Consider the following 24,288-nt stretch of genomic DNA (forward strand, 5'->3'; position numbering starts at 1 on the left):
TTCCGTCTATATAAATATAAGAAATTTGAACTAGGGGTTTGCTAGAATGAGAACGAAAAAAGGATTTTCCGAACGTTTCGATTGGACATTATGTCTTTTGCTTATGTTATTTTGTTTAGTTAGCTGTATTGCTATATACAGCGCAAACGCTTCCTACTTACAATCACAAATTATGTGGTATGCAATTGGTTCTATTGTCATTGCTATTATTATGTATTTTGATAATGAACAGATTCAACAAATAACGTGGATTCTTTATGGGATAGGAGCATTATTACTAATTGGTCTTTTATTTGCCCCAGTAACCGATTTTACTCCTAAAAGGGGTGGAGCCCAAAGCTGGTATGTCATTCCTCACATTGGTAGTATTCAACCATCTGAATATATGAAGATTTTTTATATTTTAGCAATCGCAAAAGTTATAACGAATCATCATAAGAAAACTATTTATAAGTCGCTCTTAACTGACTTTATTTTAATGTGTAAGCTTGGAATTGTGGCTGGAATACCGATTGGTTTAGTCATTGTACAGGACTTTGGTACAACCCTCGTGCTAATGGCAATCTTAATTGGCATGATGCTAGTATCAGGAATTTCATGGAAAATTCTTATTCCGTTATATGGATCAGCTGCCGCCTTTGGTTCTATCGTTTTCTACTTAGCTATCTTTGGGCGAGAACTGTTAGAAAAATATTTGGGAGTCGATCCCTATCAATTCGATCGTATTAGCTCTTGGCTTGATCCCCATAATGCGGGGGATGCAGGATTGCAGTTAGTTAAATCCCTAATGGCAATAGGTTCTGGCCTAATTAGCGGAAAAGGATTAGGAAATGAGGAAGTATATATCCCCGAAAGACATACAGATTTTATTTTCACCATTATCGGAGAAGAATACGGTTTTATTGGTGGCAGTATTGTTATCATTCTTTATTTTTTCTTAATTTATCACCTTGTGAGAACAGCATTAAAAACAGCTGATCCTTACAGTATTTATATTACTGTTGGAGTGATTAGCATGATAACCTTCCATGTATTCGAAAACATCGGGATGACGATACAGTTGTTACCAATAACAGGCATCCCCCTTCCATTTATTAGTTATGGAGGTAGCTCATTAATGACGAATATGATGGCAATGGGACTCATTTTTAGCATTCGTTATCATTATAAGTCCTATATGTTTTCTAGCAATTCTCTATCTTTTTAAATTGAGAATCATGTTTTGCCGTTAAGAGGCTGGGACATAAGTATTTAAACCAACAACAAACACGAACTATAATGCAAAATAATTATATTATAGTTCGTGTTTGTTTTTTGGAAAATGTTTAAAAACGAAGTGAAATGGAGCGGAGGTCGCTCGACTCCTGCGGGAAATAGAGAAGCTTTAGACCCCGCAGCGCAGCGAGGAGGCTCAGCTTCCTCCCCGGCGCATCGTGCGTCTGTAGCGCAATGGAACGACTTAGTTTTTACACTTAACTATATTTTTAAAAAATAAAGTAGCTTTATTTAAGAGCTGGATTAAAGATTGTTCGTCTTTAAAGATTAGTTATTTAGTTTTGTCCCATCCTCTTTTAAATATGTCCATTTCATGAATTCTTTCTTCCTTTTGTTTCCTTTCCGGTCTAATTGGGGTATAAATTTTTATAGGACAACAAAAAATAAAAAGTAAAAATCTACCCCCTCCTTCACCTATTGAGATGACAAGCGTTTTTCATTTGTTTTAAAAATAAATTGTAATAATTATAAATAAATATTGATTTTAAATTAATATTTGTTATAATTAATATATAATCAATCGAAGGGAGTTTGTTAAAATGGGATTACAAACAAAAGTTGAATTACAAAAAGAACTAAACGTACAAATTGCTAACTGGAGCGTATTATACACAAAACTTCATCAACATCACTGGTATGTAAAAGGGCCTTTTTTCTTCACACTTCATGAAAAATTTGAGGAATTGTACGACGAGGCTGCTGAAGCAGTAGACGAAATCGCAGAACGCCTTCTTGCAATTGGTGGAAAACCTGTTTCAACATTACAAGAATTTATCGAAACTTCAACATTAAAAGAAAGTACAGAGAAACTAACTGCCAACGAAATGGTAAAATCTTTAGTAGAAGATTACAGCCAAATTAACACACAATTAAAAGCATTAGCAGAACATGCAGATGAATTAGAAGATGTAATTACAAATGATTTAGCAGTCGATCTAATTGGCAAAATTGAGAAACATTTATGGATGTTAACAGCGTATCTTTCTGAATAAACATAGTTAAACCACTTTTTCTTTCTAACGAAAAAGTGGTTTTTATTTGGAAGGAAACCCCTCTTCCCCAATACTATTTTCCCTATCAAAAAAGAAAAATTATTTTATTTCTTTTCTATAAAAAAGTATAATGATGGCAAAGTATGTATTTTTTCATCCCTAGGAGGGTAAGTATGAAAAAACAATTTGTAGTGATAGGACTAGGCAGCTTTGGTGGCAGTTTAGTAGAAGAGTTTCATAAAATGGGAGCAGAAGTATTAGCAATCGATCAGTCGTTGGAAAAAGTGGAAAAATATCGAGCATTCGCTACACTCTGCGTACAAATGACGAATATTACCGAAGCATCACTAACACAAATCGGTATTCGAAACTTTGATCATGCCTTTGTTTCATTTGGAGATGATGTAGAATCTAGCACCCTTACTACTATGCTTTTAAAAGAAATGGGCATTAGCCAAGTTTGGGTAAAAGCAGCAGATGTATATCATAAACGTGTTTTAGAGAAGATTGGTGCTGACCGTGTGATTCATCCGGAACAGGATATGGCAAAAAGAATTGCCCATCACGTTATTTCCGACAGTATGATTGATTATATTCAGCTTTCGAAAGAACACGGAATTGTCGAAATGGTGGCTTCAGCTAAAATACATAATAAATCCATTTTAGACTTAGACGTACGTGCAAAATATGGCTGTACAATTATTGGCATCCAGCGAGCAGGAGAAACAATCGTCTCTCCATCGGCAAATGAAGTAATCCTTAAAGGAGATATTCTAATCATGGTAGGTAGTAATGATTGCCTTTATGATTTTGAAGAAAAAGCCCTAAAATAAACCTATTAACAAAAAATATTGCACCCTAAATGAGAAGGCTATCATTAAGCTCTTCTCTTTTTTTATATATATTCTTGATTAGAAGCTCTATTATATACAACGTTTAATCCTTCACTCGCTGGGTATTAGTAGTATAAATTAAAAACAAGGAGTGAAGGATATGAACTATAATTGGAATTGGAATTCCTTTTGGGACAAGCTACCAGATTTTATTTTAGCTGTGGTTGTTTTAATCATAGGGTGGATTGTTGCTAAAATTATTGAAAAAGCCCTATATAAAGGACTACAGAAAACAAAATTGGATGATAAAATTTTCCCAGAAGGAAAACCACGAAAATATTCATCTGAAAAAATTATTAGTAAAATCGTGTTTTACTTATTATTGGTTTTCGTCTTTTCCCTATTCTTTAATATTTTAAATTTAACGGCTATTACTTCTCCATTAGTGAATATGCTGTCCTCTATACTTGGAGCTATTCCTAATATTCTAAAAGCCGGATTGATTCTTGTGGTAGCATGGATCATCGCAACTGGGTTAAAATTCCTTATTAAAAAAACAGGATCTACCTTAAAGGTCCATGAGAAACTGCAAAAATGGAATCTTACAGAAAAGAATAACCCGCAAAATATAATGGATAAAGTCGCAAATATTGTTTTCTACTTAGTCCTATTGTTATTCTTACCTGCAGTATTAGATGCACTAAATTTATATGGTGTTTCCGAACCATTTGCCAATATGCTTCAAAACATACTTGCCTTTTTACCAAAGCTACTAGCAGCTGCACTAATCGTCTTAGTCGGTTGGTTTGTTGCAAAGATTGTTCGTACCATTCTAACAAACTTCTTACAAACAATTGGTACAGATTCTTTAGCTAATCGATTAGGCATAAGCAAGCTTTTAGAGAATGTAAGCCTATCTTCTGTTATTGGCAACATTGTATTTATTTTCATTCTCATCCCAACTGTTATATCAGCGCTTGAGAAGTTAGATATTCAAGGAATCTCCCAGCCAGCTATTAACATGTTAAATGATATATTAACAATGATTCCGAATATCGCTATTGCCATTATCCTCATCTTAGTAGGCATTTGGATAGGAAAATGGGTAAAGCAAATGGTTGTTACCTTATTGGTAAAGCTTAGTCTAGATACTTATGTACGAAAAATGGGAATTAACCCTAATACTAGTATTTCAAATATTATTGGTTCTATCGTACAAATCCTGATTGTTTTCTTATTAGCAGTACAGGCATTAAATATAGTAGGACTAGAATTTTTAGTAACCTTATCAACTGCTGTTATTGCTTATTTACCAATGGTTCTCGCTGCAATAGTAATCATTGGCGTAGGCTTATGGTTAGGCTATCTTGTCCAGAAATTGTTAAGCAGTGTTTTACAAGGCGCTCACTTCAAGCTTTTACCGGTAATTGCAAAATATGCGATCATTACCATTTCCGTTTTTATGGCACTTGACCAATTAGGGGTAGCATCTTCTATTGTGAATTCTGCCTTTATCCTAATCCTAGGCGGACTTGCTTTAGCATTTGGATTAGCATTTGGTCTCGGAGGCAAAGACTTTGCCAAAAAAAGATTGGATAAACTAGATACAAAAATCGATCAAACATCTATCCAAAAACCAAATGATGATAATTCTCTAAATAATTAATACATTGCAAAGAAGGAGGCAGACTAGAAAAACGGTCTGTCTCCTTTTTCTATAAAGCAACATGTATTTTGTCATTTTTTTCAAAAACAGCTATTGTTATGAAACCCGTTTCATAGTTTAATCTAATTAAGAGAGTACAAATCAGCGTTATATATCGATTTCGATATAGCGTGATGATTTTGCTCTTTTTCTTATGGTAAATCAGTATCAAGCAGTTCATAGCCTTCTACTAGTGTAGAAAGCGGTACAATATCAGCATCCTTTTGATAGACTGGAATGTATTCTTTTAAAACACTTACTACAGAAGGACCAGAGATTCCTACATGGCCAATAGCAATAAACTCCTGCTCCTTATCTAGCCTTTTGGCTAACCTACTAGCTTGTTTAGCAATATGCTGATTTGTGTAAATATGATCAAAAAAGAGATCATTTTCTAAATAAGGTACATGGAGTTCCTCTGCTAACTCTTTTATAACACTTTTATTTGTTGTCTTACTGTCTAAATAGTAAAGATTATGCTTATGACACTCCTCTAGGATAATTCTCATTACCCTTTCATCTTCCGTTGCCTTTGACCCCATATGATGATTCATTCCCACTGCATAAGGAATGCTTTCTATAGCACCCTTAACTCGCTTTCTAATTTCCTCATTTGATAAATCTGTTGTAATAGCACCAGGTCCAAGCCAGCTTTTTTTTCCTTTTTTCGGTTCTAATGGCAGATGAACAATTACTTCATGTCCCTTTTTATGTGCACGAATAGCATCTTCTTTACTTGTGGAAAGAAAAGGCATAATAGCAACCGTAATGGGAACAGGTAAGTTGAGCATCTCATCTGTTCCTTTCATATTATTACCAAAATCATCAATAACGATTGCAAGTTCCTTTCTCACTTGATTCTTAGAGGAATCCACCTCTTGTGCGGAAATCCCTAACGGAAAGGAAAGAAAACACAAGAACCATATTATTTTTTTCATTTTATAACCCACCTTGTTTTCCGTTAGTATTTTCCGTATAGTCAGGTTGCATACAAAAATGTAGAGAAATTGTTTAATAAGCTGTTTTCACATAAAGGGGATACAGATTAACATCCCTTTAGAAGTAAAAAACAGTTCACTATAGTTTAGCGAACTGTTTTCTTTCCGTTATTTACTTTCGATGCATTTTAAACTCTAGGAATAAATCATTATACTCCGCTAATGAACGATGACCTAGGTTCTCATACACTTCTAATTTTGAAGTCATTTTTTCATCAGGATAGAAGCGCTCATCCCCAGTAATGTCTTCTGGCAAAAATTCCATCGCTGCCTTGTTTGGGGTTGAATAGCCAACATATTCTGTATTTTGCGCAGCGTTTTGGGCATCCAGCATAAAATTAATAAACTGATGAGCTCCATCCACATTCTTTGCCGTTTTGGGAATAACCATATTATCGAACCAAAGATTAGAGCCTTCTTCTGGAACAACATATTCTACCTCTTCATTTTCCCACATAATCTCAGCTGCCATTCCAGACCATAAGACACCGATAGATGCTTCTTCATTTTCAATGAGCATTCGAATTTCGTCTCCAACAATCGCTTTTACATTCGGCGTTAACATATCTAATTTTTCCTTTGCTTCCTTCAAATGCTCATGATCTTTATCATTTAAAGAGTAATGCAAGCTATTTAAGCTCATCCCCATAATTTCACGGGCACCATCTATAAGCATAATTTCATTTTTTAAATCTTTATCCCATAAATCATTCCAAGAAGTAATTTCTTTTCCACCAAGCATCGTTGGATTATAGACAATTCCAACTGTTCCCCAAAAGTACGGAATCGAAAATTTATTGTCTGGATCAAAGGATAGATTCATAAATCGACTATCTATGTTTTTCAAATTAGGAACTTTAGCATGGTCAATCGGAATTAATAAATCCTCTTCCTTCATTTTATCAATCATATATTCAGAGGGAATCGCAATATCATAGCTTGTTCCTCCCTGCTGAATTTTTGTCATCATCGCTTCATTGGAATCAAAGGTTTCATAGATAACCTTAATTCCTGTTTCTTCTTCAAATTTAGTAATTAAATCTGCATCGATATAATCTCCCCAGTTATATACTGTCAATGTATTACCACTTGTATACCCTCTGCTTGAATTTAATTGATTAACAATAAATAAAAGAATGAAAGACAGTGCAAAGATAGTAATTAATCCGCGAATTAGAGACTTCATTTTCTCACCCCCGCTTGCGAAGCTTTATTGACACGTTGCGTAATGAAATAATAGCCAATCACAAGAAGCAGCGTGAATAAGAATAACAAGGTTGATAATGCATTTATATTTAAAGAAATACCTCTTCTTGCTAAAGAGTAGATTTCCACAGACAGCGTCGTAAATCCATTACCAGTTACAAAGAATGTTACAGCAAAATCGTCTAAGGAGTATGTCAACGCCATAAAGAATCCAGCAAATATCCCCGGTGAGATATAAGGAATGATAACTTTTGTAAGAACATCCTTCCAGCTTGCTCCAAGATCTAATGCTGCATCAACTAAAGTTGGGCTCATTTCTTCTAGCTTTGGTAATACCATAATGACAACAATCGGAATCGAGAAGGCAATATGTGATAATAGTACGGAAAAGAAACCTAGTTTAATTCCAATGATAGTAAAGAAAATTAAGAAAGACGCACCAATAATAACGTCTGGACTTACTATTAGAACATTATTTAAGGATAAAATAGAATTTCGAAGACCCTTTTTCCTCATCATGGAAATACTAATCGCTCCAAGTACCCCTATAATGGTTGAAATTGCTGCAGATAAAAGGGCAATTATTATCGTATTTAAAACGATCACTAGTAATCTTGTATCCTGAAATAGTTCTTTATACCAATCAAATGTAAAGGAATCGAAATCATGCATGGTTCCTCCACTATTAAAGGAATAGAAGATTAAATAAAAGATTGGAGCATATAAAATGACAAAAACAATACATAAATAGAGAACAGATAATTTTGATAGCTTTTTCATTTTTATACCCCTCTCTTTCTGTTCCCTGTAAGAACCATGATAATAATCATGCTAATAATCAAAAATACAGCAATTGTTGAACCCATTCCCCAATCTTGTGTAATAAGGAAATGCTGTTCTATTGCAGTTCCTAATGTAATCACACGATTACCTGCAATTAGGCGTGTAATCATAAATAGTGATAAAGCCGGAATAAATACAGCTTGGCACCCTGATTTCACTCCATTTATTGTAAGTGGGAATATTACCTTTTTAAACGTCGTCCAAGAAGATGCTCCTAAATCCTGGGAAGCATCAACTAGGCTAGGATTTAACTTCTCTAATGCATTAAAAATAGGAAGAATCATAAAAGGTATAAATATATATACACTTACAAATAGGAAACTAAAGTCTGTAAATAATAGCTGTTGCTCGCCTATTCCCAGAAAGTCCAGCATTTGATTTGCTGCACCATGTGTTCCAAATATCCCTAAAAAAGCATAAGCTTTTAATAAAAGATTAATCCAGGAAGGTAATATAATTAATAACAGCCATAATTGCTTATGCTTTGTTTTCGTCAATAAATAAGCGGTAGGATATGCAATTAGCAAGGAAAAGAATGTGATTAAAAATGCATACCAAAAGGAACTTAATGTCATCTTTAAATAAACAGGTGTAAAGAACTTCTGATAATTTTCAAACGTAAATGCCCCTTCAATATCAAAGAATGAATAATAGACAACCAGTGCAACTGGGGCAATGACAAAGAGTGCAATCCAAAGATAATATGGGAAAGTATACCATTTTGTATTACTTTTCATTGACTACACCCTCATACGCTTCTAGTCGCTTATCAAATTCTTCCTCTGTTTCTCCTAGTCGCATAACATGAATGGCTTCTGGCTCAAAGTAAAGACCAATTTCGGTTCCAACAGTAGCTTTCTTTGTGGAATGGACAAGCCACTCATTTCCGTCTTCATCATAGCCACAAATCTCATAATGGACTCCTCTAAATAATTGAGAGTCTACTTTTACCTTTAGCTTTCCTGCCTCAACAGATGAAATTTCTAAATCCTCGGGGCGAATTACTACTTCCACTGCTTCATTTTCATTAAATCCACCATCCACACAATCAAACGTTTTGCTTCCAAAATGGACAATAAAATCTTTTTTCATCAATCCAGGAACAATATTGGATTCACCGATAAAATCTGCAACAAAGCGATTAATTGGTTCATCATAAATATCTATTGGTGTTCCACTTTGCTCGATTCGTCCTTTGTTTAAAACGAAGATTTCATCCGACATCGCCAATGCTTCTTCTTGGTCATGTGTAACAAAGATGAAGGTAATACCTAATCTTCTTTGTAATTCTCTAAGTTCATACTGCATTTCCGTGCGAAGCTTCAAATCCAATGCGGATAATGGTTCATCTAGAAGAATAATCTCTGGTTCATTTACAATGGCCCTAGCTATAGCAACACGTTGTCTCTGCCCACCAGACATTTCACTGATTTCTCTATTCTCATAGCCTTCTAAATTGACGAAACGAAGCGCTTCTTTCACCTTGTTTTCAATTACTTGCTTCTTCCATTTTTTTATGCGCAGACCAAAGGCCACATTTTCAAATACATTTAAATGGGGGAAAAGCGCATAATCCTGAAAAACTGTATTTACTTGTCTCTTATTGGCTGGAATTTTATTAATCTGCTTCCCATTAAAGTAAATATTTCCATCTGTAGGTTCCATAAATCCGGCAATTAATCGTAAAACAGTCGTTTTCCCGCAGCCAGATGGTCCAAGCAAGGTATAAAATTTACCTCTTTCAATTTCAAAGCTTACATTCTTTAGAACAGTTGTATCTTGATCATAATTTTTTGTTACATTTTCAAATCGAATAATATGCTGCTCAGACATAATATCCTCCTCTTTATCTATTATTTTGTAAGATTGCTGTTGACAGCCCTTTATCGTCTTTAAAGCTCCCTCTGTTTACAAAGCAGCTAAATCTAAAGTAAACAGTATTTTATTAGCAAAAAAATCCTTCCTTATAAGTAAGATTCGGTAACTACGAGAATCAATTCTGTTACACCATCTGCTAAATTCACTAGTTGGTGTTCTTCTGTAGCATGATAATAAATAGATTCCCCTTTTTTTGCCTTATACTCTTGCTTTCCTAATTTAAGCAATACTTCGCCTTCCACTACATAGGCAAATGTTTCCGATAGAGATGGTTCAAATTGTTTAAATTCTCCATGCTGATAAAAGAATAACCGGATTGGTTCCATTTCCTTTTCATTCGATTCTGGTACTAGCCATTGAATGCGATAGCCTTTTTCCTCATCAAAAAAATCGGTGATATCGTCCTCTGTATATATAACTTTTTGCTTTCGTTCATCATCATCAAAGAATTCTTTTGGTGTACATCCTAATACCTCTAAAATAGTAAAAAACGTTTCAATAGAAGGAGAACTTAAATCTCTCTCTAGCTGGGATATATACCCTTTACTTAAATCCGTTCGTTCCCCTAATTCTTCTTGTGTAAGTCCTTTTTTCAACCGTAAATTTTTTATTTTTTTGCCAATTTCCATCATTCAACCTACTTTTTGTTTAGAAATAGTAAACACAAAGACATAAAAGTTTGGTATTTATAAACTTAAAGTTTACTTTTACCCAATTATTATACAATACTTTGTATAACATGCAATCATTTTTTGTTGTATTTCATCATTTTTTATTTACAAAAAAATACATACTTAGCAACTTTCTAGTTAGATTAATTTCCCAAAAAACAAAAAAGAATTCCCCTTAATTAGGTTACCACTCTAAGAACGTTGTCGATGAGATTATCCATAAATTATGAATAATAACGCCTCCAATTATCCCATGGTACCCTTTTAAGAAAAATTCCCTCTTACTCGTTTTTCCTACAGCTGTTTTTAATCGATTGGTATGTATTTTCCACTATCTACTTTTTCTATTTTTTTGAAATGAATTAGCTTTTTTAAAGATGCATTGCAATACGCAGAAGCATCATAAGAATCTCTTCCAACTCTTATTCCAATCTCAGTAGGTCCAATCCCTACTTTTTCCCCTTTTTCCTTATACAAATCACACAGTGCCTTATAAATATTATCATCTTTTTCCGTAATTCGTAGTTTGGAATATTGTTTCAATCTTTATTCCTCCTATTACTCCCATTTTACTGCAGGTACTTAACAGATTTCTTTCCCTTAAATAATTACTTCCTATTTCTATGAAAATTTTTGTGTAAATTTTCAATTAATAAATTATTACTGATTAAGTCTGCTAATTTAAGCATACTAATCCTTCAGGAAAATAACATGTATTTATCTATTTTTTTTTGAAAAATAGATAAAACGTTTCAAAACTCTGTATGTTAATAGGTCAAAGGATTCATTTCAATATATTGAACACTTAGTCACCTTTCCTATTTTTTTGGAGAAAATATCCTTTTGCCCAAACATTGTATATTATTGGTTTTTTCTATTCTTTTCCCAAATTTTGAAAAATTGTAACCTGTTTATATGTTCAATATATAGAACGTATAAATAAAAAAGAAAAACCACCTGACATTATAAGTGATTTTTCCGCTTGATTTTTAGTCTTCTCGTTTCATTTTATGGTGCTTTTTAAACATGAAATGTTGCCCATATGATGGAAATAGCTTTAACTTTTTCACTTCCTCAGGATGCTTAATCATCATTTCCTTTAATAATTCTTTTGGCTCCTTATTTTTCGTATCTAGCCCTAGCTCTTTCGCTTTACTAATAATTTGTGAATCTCTTATCTCATCAGCAATTTGCTTTAAATCCTTTCCTTCTGTTTTGATCTTCAGCTTTTCTGCTTCCACCATAATCATTTTTTCGTGAACCTCTTTACCCAATTTCTGCATATTCTTTCCTTTTGTATCGATTCCTAACTCTTTAGCCTTTTTCGAAATTTTCGCCTCAAATACTTCTTTCATCAATGTTTTGCCATCTTTTCCTTCTGTGTTAATTCCAAGCGATTTTGCTTCTTCCTTTAAGTGAGCAGTATGTACTTCCATCGCTATCTTTTGTATATCTTTTCCTTCTGTTTTGATTCCTAATTTTTCTGCCTCTTTCTTTATTAATACCTCATGAATTTCTTTTTTTATTGCAATAGGATCTTTTCCTTCTGTTTTAATGCCAAGACTTTTTGCCATTTCTTTTAAAAACTGTGTATCTTCTTGAGATATTTCCTTTTTGTCTGGTGTTGCCAGGGATGGAGCTGCACTAGTCAATGAACCAAAGCCTGTTAATGCTACTACAAAAGCTAGCATTATTAGCATCATTTTTTTCATTTTATTCTTCCTTTCCATTTTAGATAATTATTTTATATCTTTTATATCCTTTCCTGTTCATTGTTTTATATGTAAGCTTTCTACTAAAATTATCACCGTTTTGTTGCTAGAACCTTTCCATCAAAAAACTCAAATTTACCTACTTATATGCTTTACGAATAGACATACTAACTACCTTCTGCTATTTTACTTATATACAATATTTGTGGAGATGAGTTATTACATGAGTAAATTTACAAAAGATTACATCATAAAAATGGAGGATATCGTAAGAGAAGGCGACCCCATCCTTCGGGAAAAAACAAAAGAAGTTACGATTCCTCCTACGAAAGAGGATCGAGAAGAGCTTGAATGCATGTTGCAATACTTGAAAAATAGTCAGGATCCTGTCCTATCAGAAAAATATCAATTACGGGCTGGTGTTGGCCTCTCAGCTAATCAAATTGGATTAAATAAACGAATGTTTGCCGCATATATAAAACAAGAACATGGCGAACCGTTGGAATTTATGCTCATTAATCCAAAAATAATTAGTCATTCTACTGCCATGACCTTTATACCGGAAAGCGAAGGCTGCCTTTCCATTGATCGACCAATCGTAGGCTATGTTCCGCGCTACCGAAGAATAACCGTTCGAGCTTATACTATTAATGGGGAAGAAGTAAAAATTAAATTGAAGGATTATGAAGCAATCGTTTTTCAGCATGAAATAGATCATTTAAATGGGATATTATTTTTTGATCATATCAATGGTAAGAACCCATTTGAGCTGCCTGCGAATGTTGATATTAGTCCACTTTATTAAAAAAAGCTCATAAAAAAGCCAAACAACTATACGAAAATTTTCGTGTAATTGTTTGGCTCTAATTTTTGGCTAGGACACTTATGTCACAACCTCTTTATTTACTCAGCATCAGCTTCTAATTTATTTTCAATCTTATATTTTGCAGTTGCCTCCGATAACCAAGTGCTAGCTTGCTCTTGTACTTTTTGATCTAATAATGTTTCTTTAATTTGATCTTTTGACTCTTCTAATGTTGCTTCTTTTGCTTCTTGTTTGCCAGTAACTTTAATAATATGATATCCATAATCTGTTTTCACTGGATCACTAATTTCATCTACATCCATAGCGAAAGCAGCTTTATCAAATTCTTCAACCATTTGTCCTGAAGAGAAATAACCTAATTCTCCACCACTCTCTTTTGTTTGTGTATCGGTTGAATATTCTTTCGCTAATTCAGCAAAGTCTCCACCTTCATCTAGCTTCTTCTTCACTTCTTTAGCTGTTTCTTCATCTTCTACTAAAATATGGCTTGCTTCTACTTGCTCTGGTGTGTCTAAACTTTCTTTATTGTCTTCAAAGTATGTTTTAATCTCATCATCTGTGATTTCGATAGAAGGCTCAAGAATTTTTGTTACTTTTAAATTTTGCTCAATTTGCTCTTTAAACACATCTTCTGTTAATCCATTTTGAGCTAATAATGTATTAAAGGTATCTTGTCCACCGTATTGTTCAACCATCTTATCCAATTCTGCTTGGATTTCTTTATCAGTTACTTTCACTTTTTCCTTATCAGCTTCCAGATCTACAACTTTATTAGAAATCATCATACTTAATACACTTGCGCCATATTGCTTATTTAGCTCTTCATTTAATTGTTCTTGCGTAATTTTTTCCTTATCTACTGTTGCAACCGTTTCACTTCGCTGTGTTAAATAAACCGCTCCTATTATTAACGCTACTAGTACTACCGCTAAAATAGGAATAAGAACCTTTTTATTTTTCATATTAAGCTAAAATCCTCTCTGCACAAAATTTTGGATATAACGAGCATATCCCCATTATAACTCTTACATTATATTATCATATAATTATGACGAAATTATTAACAGATTTAAAAAAATTCCATCCTACCTTTAAAATAAGATGGAATTTTTTCGACAATTTTTTTATGTTTCACATGAAACGTGTCGATTAACTTGTTGTATTATTACTTGTTAATGTTAATTCCACTTTTTGCGATTTACCATCTCTATAGAATTCTAACTCGACTTTGTCTCCTACTTTCACTTCTGTGTAAAGATATTTACGCAAATCGGTTGAATTCGTGATTTTTTTCCCATCAATAGAGACAATCACATCTTGTACTTTTAAGCCCGCCTCTGCAGCAGCAGAATTCGAATCAATATTTGTAATCATTACTCCTTCTGAAACCTCGTTTGGTAGGTCTTGTAAATACATTCTAGGAACTTCCTCTAAGCTCGCTAATCCTACCCCAAGATATGGTCGCTCTACTTTTCCTTTTTCAATAATATCATTTACTATTGGTATAAGATCATTACTTGGGATTGCGAATCCTAATCCTTCTACACCAGAATCAGCAATTTTTAAACTGTTAATCCCTATTACCTCTCCTGAAGAATTAATAAGAGCTCCTCCGCTATTACCAGGATTTATCGCTGCATCTGTTTGGATTACATTGAATTCCCAATCGCCTGCAGATGTATTAACCGTTATGCTTCGTTCTACCGCACTAACAATTCCTTGTGTTACCGTTCTAGATAGCTCTAAGCCAAGGGGATTACCAATTGCCCATACTTGATCTCCAGGTCTTAGTGTAGAAGAATCTCCAAAATTAATGACATCTGTTGCATATTTGGCATCAATTCTTACGACAGCTAAATCGGTTAAAGCATCTGCGCCAATCAATTTTGCATCCGTTTTCTCTCCACTATATAGAGAGATTTCTAATGAATTTGCCCCTTCAATAACATGGTTATTTGTTACAATATATGCATACTGATCATCCTTTTTGAAAATTATGCCAGAACCTGACCCAGACTCCACATCACTGGATTCTTCTGAAAATGGATTTGACTGTTGCTGTTGAAGGTTTTCAATTCCAACGATTGCTTTAGAAGAAGCTTCTACCATATCAGCAATAGCTACTGTCCCATCACTAGTTGTTGTATTGGCTGTTGTATTGGCTGTAATGGCTCCTGTTTGCTTGCTTTCCACTTTAGTAGAAAGCTCAGACACTTGCTTTTCCAGCTTATCATAAGAATCATTGTACAAATCAGTATATGGAATTGTAAAAAAAGTTAAGGCGGAACCTACTATACCTGCTGCCAACAAAGAGAAGAAACCTTTTGCTTTTGAATTACCTTTTTTACTATTGAATTGGGCTCTTTCTGTTCTACCTTCTTCAGTTGAACTTGCGATTGCTTGTTCCGTAGCTTTCACTTCCTCCATCTCTTCTTTATCAAGACGGATATGTTCATCTATATCAGAAGATAAAATAGGCTGTTCTGATTCTTGTCGCATATCTGTTTCCTCTTTAAGTTTTGGCTCCTCCTCATTTGCTTGTTCTTGCTTCTTTTCAGAAGAATCATCTGTATTTAAGTTCAGTTGATTATCTTCTGGCAGTTCTTTCTCCCATTCATTTCTTTTTTCATAATCACTCATCTTTTGTTCTCCTCCTATTTCTAATTTCGAACAATTATTTCCATTAATTTATTTTCTTTTCATTTCAATTAACGTCTTTATACATACATAGTAACCAATATATATGAATAAATTATGAACAAAATTTGAAAAGACATAGAAGAATTTCGGAACAATTCCATTCCTCCTAAATATCCTTTGAGTACTAATCTCTAGCTTTTCTGCTAAGTGGATATTAGAACTTAAGTGACTCGCAACAATGAGCCCCATTCAGCCTATGCTATACAAATGAATTTAGCACCGTCACTTTTCCTGTGGAAGTGGAAAGAAAATGGTAAAGGTTGTTCCTTTCCCTTTTTCACTCGTTACTTGAATATCCCCTTCATGGAACTGCACTAATTGTTTAACAATCGATAAACCAAGTCCAAATTCTCCATATGGATTATTCGTCCTTGAGAGATCTGCTTTATAAAATCTCTTCCAAATATTTTCTATTTCATGCGCATCTATTCCAATGCCAGTATCCTTAACCTCAATGATTGTTCTGTCGGATTCCATTCGGCCACTCAGCCAAATGCTTCCATTTTCAGTAAACTGAATGCTATTCTTCGTAATGTTCATTAAGATTTGGATTAAACGATCATAATCTGCATAAATTACCGCATCGTGATCGACTTCTACATAGATTTTTACATCCTTTTCCTCTGCTAGAAAGGATAGCTGCTCATAAATAATCTCCAAAACTTCTTCAAGGGAAATGAATTCCTTCATTAAAACAATCTGATTGGAGCGAATTTTATCATAATCAAGATTTTCATTTACTAGCCGGATAAGTCTTTTTGCTTCTTGGCTAATTAGTTTGAGTCCTTTATCCCGCTCATTTTCTGGTATCATATTATTATTTAAGCCCTCAATCACGCCGCTTATCGTTGTTAAAGGAGTCTTTAATTCGTGTGAAACATCAGACATAAATTGTCGGCGCCGATTTTCTAACGCATCTATTGCTTCTTTTGATTCTCTTAGTCTATCTACCATCTGATTAAAATCTTGACCTAGTTCCCCTATCTCATCAAAAGTAGAGGATGATACTTTTACACTATAATCCCCTTCTGCAACATGACTTGTAGCTTCCTGGAGCTTTTTTATCCGCTTAACATGCACCCTTGAAAAAATGAAACTCATTAATAAAGCAATTGCAAAAACTAAGAAGAGAATATAAATCAAATAGCGATTAATTTCTTGAATCATTTCTTTCGATTCTACAAGAGGAGATGTTAAAATAATTCCACCCACAACAACATCATTAACAGAGTATGGAATCGCAACAAGTGCTACCTCTTGATCTCCTCTTCTTGTACTAGGCTTAATAACCGTGCTACTTCCGTCTTTTATTTCATCCCACTCTGCCGTAGTAATATTGATATCCAAATCTTTTCCGAAAGACCAAATCCGGTTTCGTTGTGTATTAAATATGCCTATCGTTATTCCTGTCCCCTTCAGCTCTTCGGAATAACGTAATAAAGTTGAATACGTGGAAGCAGACCATAGATCCGCTCCTTGAACATCTTGAACAATATTATATCCATAGCCCTGTAATTCATCTGCTTTCATCGAAAATACTAATTTCTCTATATAATGGGAAAAAACCAAGCTTAATACTAATAGTGCCACCAGAATGACACTTAAATGACTTATTAGCTGCTGATAGATGTATTTAATTCTCATGTACTACCACCGTTTCATCGAATTTATATCCTACACCCCATACTGTATGTAAAAAGGGCTGACTATCTCTTCCTATTTTTCTTCTGAGTCTTTTAATATGGACATCAACCGTACGATCATCTCCATAAAACTGAAATCCCCATACTTGCTGTAATATCTGTTCTCTGGAAAACACTTGTTTAGGGTGCTGAACAAAGAATGAAAGTAAATCAAATTCTTTTGGTGTTAATCCCAATATTGGTCGATCATCAATCAATACTTCTCTCGTTTCTTTATTTACTTTAATAATTGCATTTCCGCTTCCATCTTCTTCATTAGACTTTCTTCTCCAAATTGCCTTTATTCTTGCAATTAAGGCTAGTGGACTAAAGGGCTTTGTAACATAATCATCTGCTCCCATTTCTAGCCCAAGTACTTGATCTGATTCCCCATCCTTTGCTGTTAACATAATAATAGGTGTCTCTTTATCTGTTTCTCTTATTTTGCGACAAACTGTTATACCATCTAAATCTGGAAGCATCCAGTCTAAAATAATCATATCATATTTATTTTGCTTCAAATGTTTATATCCTTCCAAGCCGTTAGAAAGAAAGGTTACCTGAAAGCCCTCCTTCATAAAAAACATTTCCAGCATGGAACAAACACTTTTATTATCTTCTATTACTAAAATATCCATAAGTACTCTCCTATTTTATCTGCTTTTTACTAATTAAAGCCGCTTTTACTAATAGAAGCAATAGCTTACCTTCCTATTTAATGGATTGTTAAAGGTTAGGAAATAGTTCGTTCATATTTTAAAAAAGACATTTGTACATAGACACAAAAAAGACCATCTAAAAGATTCCTCCTTTAAATGGTCTACTAAATTAACTTATTTAGTTAACTTCTGCCTTACTTTCTTCCAATACTTTTTCTGCGAGAAGTAGCCCTCCTGTGATGCCGGCATTATCTCCTAATCCTGGTCTAACAATATATTCATTCATCTTGTCTTGGACTTCTGGATAGGAAACATACCCATTTAAAAGTTCGCTCAAATGGCGATATACATGTGTTAACACATGCTCCTGATTCATAACACCTCCGCCAAGGATGATTTTTTTAGGGGATAGAATAAGGATATATTGCATGAGTGCCTGTGCAATATAATAGCCCTCCATTTCCCATACACTTTCCTTGTCACTTAAATGAATAGCCTTCTCGCCCCATCTTTCTTCAATTGCTGGTCCTGCAGCTAACCCTTCTAAACAATCTGCATGGTATGGGCATCTCCCTTTGTACATATCTTCTGGATGTCTTCTGACTAAAATATGTCCCATTTCTGGATGTGTCAAACCTTGCAATAATTCGCCATTAACATACGCACCAGCACCAATGCCTGTACCAATGGTAATATATAAACAATTATCTACTCCTTTAGCAGCACCTAACTTTGCCTCTCCTAGCGCAGCAACATTTACATCTGTATTAAAACCAGTTGGAACAGAAAATTCATCCTCTATTGCTTTTAATAATGAATAGTCCTTCCAAGCTAGTTTAGGCGTAGTTGTGATATTTCCATAAGTAGGACTATTTTTATCCACATCAATTGGACCAAATGACCCGATTCCAATTGCTTCAATAGGAAACCTTTTAAAAAAGGCAATTACCTCTGGCATTGTTTCTTCAGGGGTCGTCGTTGGAATGGAAATTCGTTCTTTAATTTCCCCTTTTGCATCTCCTACTGCACAGACAAATTTTGTTCCGCCTGCTTCAATCGCACCATATAATGTCATGAATCTTCTCTCCTTATGAATGACTAGATTTATTTGCTTATTTACTGTTTATCTGCTGGAAAAACAACTCCTGTTTGCTTTCTTACCTCGTCCATAATTTCCATGACCGTTAAAGAAACATCATAAGTGTTCACAGAAGATTCTATTTTCCCCGCTTTAATCAATTCAATAAATTCCTTCGCCTCATAATACATCGAAGCTGGCTTTTGTGAAACCGTCAGATCCTCTTTTTCCCCTTTACGCGGGATAAATTCTACCTTTGTAGGTGTGCTGAATTGTTGAATTAATATGTTTCCTTCTTCCCCTTGAATTTCGGATGGAATATAGGAATTGGTGATTTTTGAATACATCAATAGTACATCCATATCAGAATAGCTTAAAATGATGCTTCCTTCTCCATCTACCCCTGAATCTAGTAAGAAACTATTTGCTTTAATTTCCTCTGGCCTTCCAAACAGAGCTACCATTGGATAAAGACAATAAACACCAATGTCCATTAGTGATCCATTTGATAATTCTGGCTTAAATGCATTTAATACCGTTCCTTCTTTATAAGCATCATATCGTGAAGAATACTGACAATAGCTTACAAATGCACGACGGATTTTTCCGACTTTATGTAAATTCTTTTGAATAACTTGAAAGTTAGGAAGGAAAGTTGTTTTTAATGCTTCCATTAATAAGACATTATTTTCCTTGGCAACCTCCATCATCTGTCTCACTTCACGTGCATTAGAAGCCATCGCTTTCTCTGTTAAAACATGCTTTTTATTTTTCAAAAAAACGATAGCCTGTTCTGCATGATAGGCATTAGGACTAGCAATATATACAGCATCGATTGTATCGCTTTTTGCCATTTCTTCTAAATCTGTGTATGTATAATCTGCCCGATACTTATCAGCAAACGTTTTTGCTTTATCTTCCGTTCTAGAATATACCGCTGTTAATTGAAAGTCTGCTATTTCACTAGCCGCCTCAATAAAAGATTCTGTAATCCAATTCGTGCCGATGATTCCAAATCTAATCGTCATAAAATGTAGATCCTCCTATTCGATGAAATCTTCCCATCTTTCTTTTATTTTGGATGGAAGTCGCTAAAAAAGCAACTATCAGCTAGCATTTTTATCTTTTGAAAATGGTTCTATATCCTTGCAAAATTGTTTTATCCTTACACAAAAAAGAATCCAGCAAGTAGCATACTTACTGGATTCTCCTTCTTTATTCTGAAATCGCTTCTGAAATTTCTTTTACCATTTCACTTGTTGATAGCAGTCCTCCGCCTGATAGGTACCAGTAATTTGGATCTAGATAGATAATATGATCATTTTTAGCTGCATCAATGCCATTTACTAACTTATTATCAAGCGTCTTCTCACCTGAAGATTCTCCACCAACAACTGCTCCTCTATCAATGACAAATAAGTAAGCTGGATTTTTTTCTGCTAGATATTCAAATGTAACCTTTTGTCCATGTGTAGATGCCTCAATATTTTCATCTGCTGGAGCTAAGCCTAATACATCATGAATAATCCCGAACCGAGAGTTTTTCCCATAAGCACTTAAGCTTCCGTCATTTACTAATACGATTAATGATTTACCATCTATCGTTTTTGCTTTTTCATTAATGGCAGCAATATCCTCCTCAATTTTTGCTAGTTCATCTGCCACTTCTTGTTTCTTATCAAAAATATCGCCAATAAGATTCATATTATGCTTAAATGAATTCATATAGTCTGTTGTATCAACACCGACATATACAGTTGGAGCAATTTTTTTCAATTCTTCATAAGCAGCTGACTGTCTTCCAGAGATAAAAATAACATCTGGTGATAATTCACTAATTGCTTCAAAATCTGGTTCCTTTAAACTTCCTACATTTGCATACTTTGAATCTTCATATTTAGAAAGATATGGGGGAATGTTTGCTTGTGGAACACCCGCTACTTCTATTCCTAATTTTTCTAATGTATCTAAAACTCCAAAATCAAAAGCTACAACTTTCTTAGGATTGACCGGAACTGTGTCTTCCCCTAATTCATGGGTTACTTTAATTTCTGCCGGCTCTTCGCTATTCTTACTTGAATCTGCTTCTGCATTTGATTTTTCTGTATTGCCACATGCAGCTAATACTGCAAGAACGAATGTTAATAATAATAGGGAAAGCTTTTTCTTCATTCGATAAACACCTCTATAAATTTAATATATAAATTAAATTGAATACATTGCATTTAAAGACAGAATAACCTATGATAAGGTATTATTAGCATCTTTCCTTCCTCATTTTCCTAGAATGATTAGGGATTTTGCTAATTCTAATGGTAGTGTTATTATGGTTTCTTCTGGCGAAGGGACTTAGTTAAGTCAGCCATAATTACACTGCCCCCTTTCTATTTTTCTTCCACCATTAGCTTCTTTTCTACAATGAACCAATCATTTATCAATAGTCAAAATCTTTTTCTATGCAAAATAAACGCATATTCGTTGATTATTAATTTCTTCAATTTGCATATCCATTTCATAAATGTTTTTTAATACTTTTCGATTGATTATCTTTTTAGCTGGTCCATCATTGACGATTTTGCCATTCTTTAATGCAACGATATTATCTGAATAAACAGATGCAAAATTAATATCATGGATAACAATTACTACCGTTTTTCCCAGCTCTTCTACTAATCTTCTTAGCACTTTCATAATTTGCACAGAGTGCTTCATATCTAAATTATTTAGCGGTTCATCCAAAAGGATATATTCTGTATCTTGGGCAACTACCATTGCGATATAAGCTCTTTGCTTTTGTCCACCGCTTAGCTGATCTAAGTATTTATGCTGCATATCCTCTAATTCCATATACTTAATGGCTTCATCTACCATTTTTTCATCTAAATCTGTCAGTTTTCCTTGTGAATAAGGAAATCTCCCAAAGCTTACAAGCTCTCTTATTGTTAAGCGAAGATTGATATTGTTTGCTTGTTTTAATATAGAAATTTTCTTTGCAAGGTCATTGCTTTTTGCTTTATCAATATGCTGGCCATCTATTATGACATCTCCACTGTCTGCTTTAATTAAGCGACTAATAATAGAAAGCAATGTACTTTTCCCAGCGCCATTCGGTCCAATAAAAGAAGTGATTTTTCCTTTTTCTACAGAAAGAGATACATTATCAAGCACTTTTTTCCCACTATATTGTTTCGTAATGTTCTTTACCTCTACCATGCTCTTCTCTCCTTTAGTAATAAATAGATAAAATACACTCCACCTACAAAGTTAATGATCACACTGATAGTTGTTGAAAATGTAAATACTCGTTCTACAATCAGTAACCCACCAACTAAAGAAATAATGCTCAATAGAATAGATCCAGTAATCAAGGTACTGTGCTTATATGTTTTCAAAAACTCACGAGCTAAGTTGACAACCAGTAACCCGAGAAAGGTAATTGGACCAACTAATGCCGTCGCAACAGATACAAGGATAGATACTACAATTAACATATTGCGCACTACCTTCTCATAGTCAATCCCTAAGTTAATAGCCTGGTCTCTTCCTAAAGACATGACGTCAAAGAAGCGACTATATCTTGTAACATAGATAGACACTACTGCGACGATAATAAGACTGATCGTTAAAATATTGGTATTTATATTATTAAAACTTGCAAACATTTTATCTTGAATAATCAGAAACTCATTTGGATCAATTAATACTTGCATAAAGGATGAAACACTAGAGAAAAAGCTCCCCATTACAATTCCAATTAACAGTAATAATAAAATGTTTTGGTCTTCTCTATTAAAGAAAAGCTTATAAAGGATACTTGAAAAAAGAACCATTAATACAACAGACACTAAGAAGTTTATGTTGCTATTCATCATCGTCATCGTGCTTGAGCCAAAAAGGAAAACAACAGCGGTTTGAATAAATAGATAAAGGGAATCTAACCCTAAAATACTTGGCGTTAATATTCGGTTATTTGTAATGGTTTGGAATATCATTGAAGTAAAGGCAATGCAGCCACCAGTTAAAAGAATGGCAACAATTTTTATAGCTCGGCGGGGAATGACGTATTCCCAATTATTGCTACTGACTTTGATTAACATAAATATAGCAATTAGTAGAATCGCTAGAACGGCCAGTACAATAAGTTTTATCTTAGGCTGCTTCATAAGTCTTTCTCCTTAAAAGTAAATACAGGAAGATACCACTTCCGATGACTCCAACCATCACACCAATCGAAATTTCATATGGATAAATAATCACTCTTCCCAGAATATCACAGAATAATACAAATACTGCGCCAAGTAATGCTGTATGCGTTAAGCTGTTTTTTAAATTATCTCCTCGGTATAAAGAAACAATATTTGGAATAATTAGGCCAAGAAATGGAATCATTCCTACTGTCAGTAATACAACAGAAGATACTAGTGCAACGATGATTAATCCTATATTCACCACTCTTTTGTGATTTAGTCCAAGATTAATGGAAAAGTCTTCACCCATTCCAGCAATCGTAAATTTATTTGCATATAGATAGGCAATAATTACTACCGGAATACTTATGTAAAGAAGCTCGTATCTCCCGGCCATGATTAAGGAAAAATCTCCTTGCAACCATGAAGACATATTTTGTATTAAATCATATTTCATCGCAAAAAAAGTGGTAATGGAACTTACAATATTTCCAAGCATTAGACCAATTAATGGAATAAAGATAGCATCTTTGAATTTAATCATATTCAGTATTCGCATAAACAAAAATGTGCCACAAAGTGCAAATACGAATGCTATTATCATTTTTACAATCGGGCTCTCTCCTGTAAAAAGCATTAGAGCGACCAATATCCCCAACCTTGCCCAATCCATCGTACCAGCTGTCGTAGGAGAAACAAATTTATTTCTCGATATTTGCTGCATAATGAGGCCACAAATGCTTAGGCTAACGCCGGCAATGATAATGCTGATTAGGCGTGGAAATCTGCTAATCAAAAGAATTTCTTTTTGATCTGCTGTTAAATGAAAAATATTTTTTGGGTGAATATCAATGACTCCAACAAATAGGGAGATGATAGATAAGACTATTAACAATATAAATAAATACTTTATTTTCATCACGCTATTGAGTAATACTACTCTCTTTCCTCACTCCCCTACTTAGTCGTAAATGATTTTCATTATCATTTAGATTCTTTCTTTATTTTATCATCTTTTTCCAGCTCGTCAATGCTTTTTCAAA

The 24,288-nt window shown here is 34.1% G+C and carries 23 protein-coding genes; 5 read left to right on the forward strand and 18 right to left on the reverse strand.

The features are described from left to right. Window positions 1-46 precede the first annotated feature (46 nt). From ACTNDN_RS04515 to ACTNDN_RS04530, 4 genes are all read left to right on the forward strand, one after another. A complete protein-coding gene (locus ACTNDN_RS04515) occupies window positions 47-1,207 on the forward strand; it encodes an FtsW/RodA/SpoVE family cell cycle protein (RefSeq protein WP_235252103.1) in 1,161 nt (386 codons plus the stop codon). A gap of 607 nt (window positions 1,208-1,814) precedes the next feature. Next, window positions 1,815-2,267, forward strand: a complete 453-nt coding sequence (locus ACTNDN_RS04520; RefSeq protein WP_031536271.1) for a Dps family protein — start codon at window positions 1,815-1,817, stop codon at window positions 2,265-2,267. 173 nt (window positions 2,268-2,440) lie between these two features. Continuing rightward, the gene (locus ACTNDN_RS04525; RefSeq protein ID WP_031536270.1) at window positions 2,441-3,100 is read left to right on the forward strand and encodes a potassium channel family protein; all 660 of its coding nucleotides are present in this window, start codon (window positions 2,441-2,443) and stop codon (window positions 3,098-3,100) included. A 160-nt stretch (window positions 3,101-3,260) separates the two neighbouring features. Beyond that, a complete protein-coding gene (locus tag ACTNDN_RS04530; RefSeq protein ID WP_031536269.1) occupies window positions 3,261-4,766 on the forward strand; it encodes a mechanosensitive ion channel in 1,506 nt (501 codons plus the stop codon). Between the two features lie 191 nt (window positions 4,767-4,957). On the opposite strand, the gene ACTNDN_RS04535 is transcribed toward ACTNDN_RS04530, so the two are convergent. From ACTNDN_RS04535 to ACTNDN_RS04570, 8 genes are all read right to left on the reverse strand, one after another. After that, entirely contained in the window at window positions 4,958-5,743 is a 786-nt protein-coding gene (locus ACTNDN_RS04535) for a divergent polysaccharide deacetylase family protein (RefSeq protein WP_031536268.1), read from the reverse strand. A gap of 172 nt (window positions 5,744-5,915) precedes the next feature. Next, complete coding sequence (locus ACTNDN_RS04540; RefSeq protein WP_031536267.1) at window positions 5,916-6,989, reverse strand: ABC transporter substrate-binding protein; 1,074 nt, start codon at window positions 6,987-6,989, stop codon at window positions 5,916-5,918. Next, window positions 6,986-7,789 carry an ABC transporter permease gene (locus tag ACTNDN_RS04545; RefSeq protein WP_031536266.1) on the reverse strand — a complete coding sequence of 268 codons (804 nt, stop codon included), beginning with the start codon at window positions 7,787-7,789 and terminating at the stop codon, window positions 6,986-6,988. The genes ACTNDN_RS04540 and ACTNDN_RS04545 overlap by 4 nt, the downstream gene beginning before the upstream one ends. 2 nt (window positions 7,790-7,791) lie before the next feature. After that, window positions 7,792-8,589, reverse strand: a complete 798-nt coding sequence (locus tag ACTNDN_RS04550) for an ABC transporter permease (protein ID WP_251627851.1) — start codon at window positions 8,587-8,589, stop codon at window positions 7,792-7,794. Beyond that, window positions 8,579-9,685, reverse strand: a complete 1,107-nt coding sequence (locus tag ACTNDN_RS04555) for an ABC transporter ATP-binding protein (RefSeq protein ID WP_251627853.1) — start codon at window positions 9,683-9,685, stop codon at window positions 8,579-8,581. Before ACTNDN_RS04555 ends, ACTNDN_RS04550 begins: the two co-directional genes overlap by 11 nt. Before the next feature lie 131 nt (window positions 9,686-9,816). Then, on the reverse strand, window positions 9,817-10,359 hold the full coding sequence (locus ACTNDN_RS04560; RefSeq protein ID WP_031536263.1) for a helix-turn-helix domain-containing protein: 543 nt from the start codon (window positions 10,357-10,359) through the stop codon (window positions 9,817-9,819). Between the two features lie 348 nt (window positions 10,360-10,707). After that, a complete protein-coding gene (locus ACTNDN_RS04565) occupies window positions 10,708-10,944 on the reverse strand; it encodes a hypothetical protein (RefSeq protein WP_031536262.1) in 237 nt (78 codons plus the stop codon). Window positions 10,945-11,390: 446 nt separating this feature from the next. Further along, the gene (locus ACTNDN_RS04570) at window positions 11,391-12,113 is read right to left on the reverse strand and encodes a hypothetical protein (protein WP_031536261.1); all 723 of its coding nucleotides are present in this window, start codon (window positions 12,111-12,113) and stop codon (window positions 11,391-11,393) included. A 223-nt stretch (window positions 12,114-12,336) separates the two neighbouring features. Here ACTNDN_RS04570 and def point away from each other — a divergent pair, with 223 nt between their 5' ends. Continuing rightward, window positions 12,337-12,918: a peptide deformylase gene (gene def / locus ACTNDN_RS04575; RefSeq protein WP_031536260.1), complete on the forward strand. Its 582-nt coding sequence runs from the start codon at window positions 12,337-12,339 to the stop codon at window positions 12,916-12,918. A gap of 98 nt (window positions 12,919-13,016) precedes the next feature. Here def and ACTNDN_RS04580 read toward each other — a convergent pair whose 3' ends face one another. The 10 genes from ACTNDN_RS04580 to ACTNDN_RS04625 all read right to left on the reverse strand — a co-directional run bounded on the left by ACTNDN_RS04580 (window position 13,017) and on the right by ACTNDN_RS04625 (window position 24,164). Beyond that, entirely contained in the window at window positions 13,017-13,901 is an 885-nt protein-coding gene (locus tag ACTNDN_RS04580; RefSeq protein WP_031536259.1) for a peptidylprolyl isomerase, read from the reverse strand. A gap of 187 nt (window positions 13,902-14,088) precedes the next feature. After that, window positions 14,089-15,579, reverse strand: coding sequence for a S1C family serine protease (locus ACTNDN_RS04585; protein WP_251627855.1), 1,491 nt, complete (start codon window positions 15,577-15,579; stop codon window positions 14,089-14,091). Between the two features lie 282 nt (window positions 15,580-15,861). Beyond that, window positions 15,862-17,283, reverse strand: coding sequence for a sensor histidine kinase (locus tag ACTNDN_RS04590; RefSeq protein ID WP_048716880.1), 1,422 nt, complete (start codon window positions 17,281-17,283; stop codon window positions 15,862-15,864). Beyond that, window positions 17,273-17,959, reverse strand: coding sequence for a response regulator transcription factor (locus tag ACTNDN_RS04595; RefSeq protein WP_048716883.1), 687 nt, complete (start codon window positions 17,957-17,959; stop codon window positions 17,273-17,275). The genes ACTNDN_RS04590 and ACTNDN_RS04595 overlap by 11 nt, the downstream gene beginning before the upstream one ends. 199 nt (window positions 17,960-18,158) lie before the next feature. Then, window positions 18,159-19,055, reverse strand: coding sequence for an ROK family protein (locus ACTNDN_RS04600; protein WP_109767901.1), 897 nt, complete (start codon window positions 19,053-19,055; stop codon window positions 18,159-18,161). Window positions 19,056-19,096: 41 nt separating this feature from the next. Next, entirely contained in the window at window positions 19,097-20,086 is a 990-nt protein-coding gene (locus ACTNDN_RS04605; RefSeq protein WP_109767900.1) for a Gfo/Idh/MocA family protein, read from the reverse strand. Between the two features lie 187 nt (window positions 20,087-20,273). Beyond that, the gene (locus tag ACTNDN_RS04610) at window positions 20,274-21,230 is read right to left on the reverse strand and encodes a siderophore ABC transporter substrate-binding protein (protein ID WP_031536252.1); all 957 of its coding nucleotides are present in this window, start codon (window positions 21,228-21,230) and stop codon (window positions 20,274-20,276) included. A 282-nt stretch (window positions 21,231-21,512) separates the two neighbouring features. Further along, a complete protein-coding gene (locus ACTNDN_RS04615) occupies window positions 21,513-22,271 on the reverse strand; it encodes an iron ABC transporter ATP-binding protein (RefSeq protein WP_109767899.1) in 759 nt (252 codons plus the stop codon). Beyond that, window positions 22,265-23,221 (reverse strand): iron chelate uptake ABC transporter family permease subunit, encoded by a 957-nt coding sequence (locus ACTNDN_RS04620; protein ID WP_031536250.1) that lies wholly within the window; start codon window positions 23,219-23,221, stop codon window positions 22,265-22,267. Before ACTNDN_RS04620 ends, ACTNDN_RS04615 begins: the two co-directional genes overlap by 7 nt. Then, entirely contained in the window at window positions 23,208-24,164 is a 957-nt protein-coding gene (locus ACTNDN_RS04625) for an ABC transporter permease (RefSeq protein WP_109767905.1), read from the reverse strand. The genes ACTNDN_RS04620 and ACTNDN_RS04625 overlap by 14 nt, the downstream gene beginning before the upstream one ends. Window positions 24,165-24,288 lie beyond the last annotated feature (124 nt).

The sequence above is a fragment of the Niallia sp. HCP3S3_B10 genome (genome assembly GCF_052064465.1).
In the GTDB taxonomy this organism is placed as follows: Bacteria; Bacillota; Bacilli; order Bacillales; family Cytobacillaceae; genus Niallia; species Niallia hominis.

Coding starts and splice junctions, on each gene's coding strand:
- ACTNDN_RS04545 (WP_031536266.1), bottom strand. CDS start 7,789: ATGAAAAAGCTATCAAAATTATCTGTTCTCTATTTATGTATTGTTTTT.
- ACTNDN_RS04520 (WP_031536271.1), top strand. CDS start 1,815: ATGGGATTACAAACAAAAGTTGAATTACAAAAAGAACTAAACGTACAA.
- ACTNDN_RS04540 (WP_031536267.1), bottom strand. CDS start 6,989: ATGAAGTCTCTAATTCGCGGATTAATTACTATCTTTGCACTGTCTTTC.
- ACTNDN_RS04530 (WP_031536269.1), top strand. CDS start 3,261: ATGAACTATAATTGGAATTGGAATTCCTTTTGGGACAAGCTACCAGAT.
- ACTNDN_RS04600 (WP_109767901.1), bottom strand. CDS start 19,055: ATGACATTATATGGTGCGATTGAAGCAGGCGGAACAAAATTTGTCTGT.
- ACTNDN_RS04610 (WP_031536252.1), bottom strand. CDS start 21,230: ATGAAGAAAAAGCTTTCCCTATTATTATTAACATTCGTTCTTGCAGTA.
- ACTNDN_RS04620 (WP_031536250.1), bottom strand. CDS start 23,221: ATGAAGCAGCCTAAGATAAAACTTATTGTACTGGCCGTTCTAGCGATT.
- ACTNDN_RS04550 (WP_251627851.1), bottom strand. CDS start 8,589: ATGAAAAGTAATACAAAATGGTATACTTTCCCATATTATCTTTGGATT.
- ACTNDN_RS04615 (WP_109767899.1), bottom strand. CDS start 22,271: ATGGTAGAGGTAAAGAACATTACGAAACAATATAGTGGGAAAAAAGTG.
- ACTNDN_RS04560 (WP_031536263.1), bottom strand. CDS start 10,359: ATGGAAATTGGCAAAAAAATAAAAAATTTACGGTTGAAAAAAGGACTT.
- ACTNDN_RS04555 (WP_251627853.1), bottom strand. CDS start 9,685: ATGTCTGAGCAGCATATTATTCGATTTGAAAATGTAACAAAAAATTAT.
- ACTNDN_RS04625 (WP_109767905.1), bottom strand. CDS start 24,164: ATGAAAATAAAGTATTTATTTATATTGTTAATAGTCTTATCTATCATC.
- ACTNDN_RS04605 (WP_109767900.1), bottom strand. CDS start 20,086: ATGACGATTAGATTTGGAATCATCGGCACGAATTGGATTACAGAATCT.
- ACTNDN_RS04525 (WP_031536270.1), top strand. CDS start 2,441: ATGAAAAAACAATTTGTAGTGATAGGACTAGGCAGCTTTGGTGGCAGT.
- def (WP_031536260.1), top strand. CDS start 12,337: ATGAGTAAATTTACAAAAGATTACATCATAAAAATGGAGGATATCGTA.
- ACTNDN_RS04595 (WP_048716883.1), bottom strand. CDS start 17,959: ATGGATATTTTAGTAATAGAAGATAATAAAAGTGTTTGTTCCATGCTG.
- ACTNDN_RS04585 (WP_251627855.1), bottom strand. CDS start 15,579: ATGAGTGATTATGAAAAAAGAAATGAATGGGAGAAAGAACTGCCAGAA.
- ACTNDN_RS04580 (WP_031536259.1), bottom strand. CDS start 13,901: ATGAAAAATAAAAAGGTTCTTATTCCTATTTTAGCGGTAGTACTAGTA.
- ACTNDN_RS04570 (WP_031536261.1), bottom strand. CDS start 12,113: ATGAAAAAAATGATGCTAATAATGCTAGCTTTTGTAGTAGCATTAACA.
- ACTNDN_RS04590 (WP_048716880.1), bottom strand. CDS start 17,283: ATGAGAATTAAATACATCTATCAGCAGCTAATAAGTCATTTAAGTGTC.
- ACTNDN_RS04535 (WP_031536268.1), bottom strand. CDS start 5,743: ATGAAAAAAATAATATGGTTCTTGTGTTTTCTTTCCTTTCCGTTAGGG.
- ACTNDN_RS04515 (WP_235252103.1), top strand. CDS start 47: ATGAGAACGAAAAAAGGATTTTCCGAACGTTTCGATTGGACATTATGT.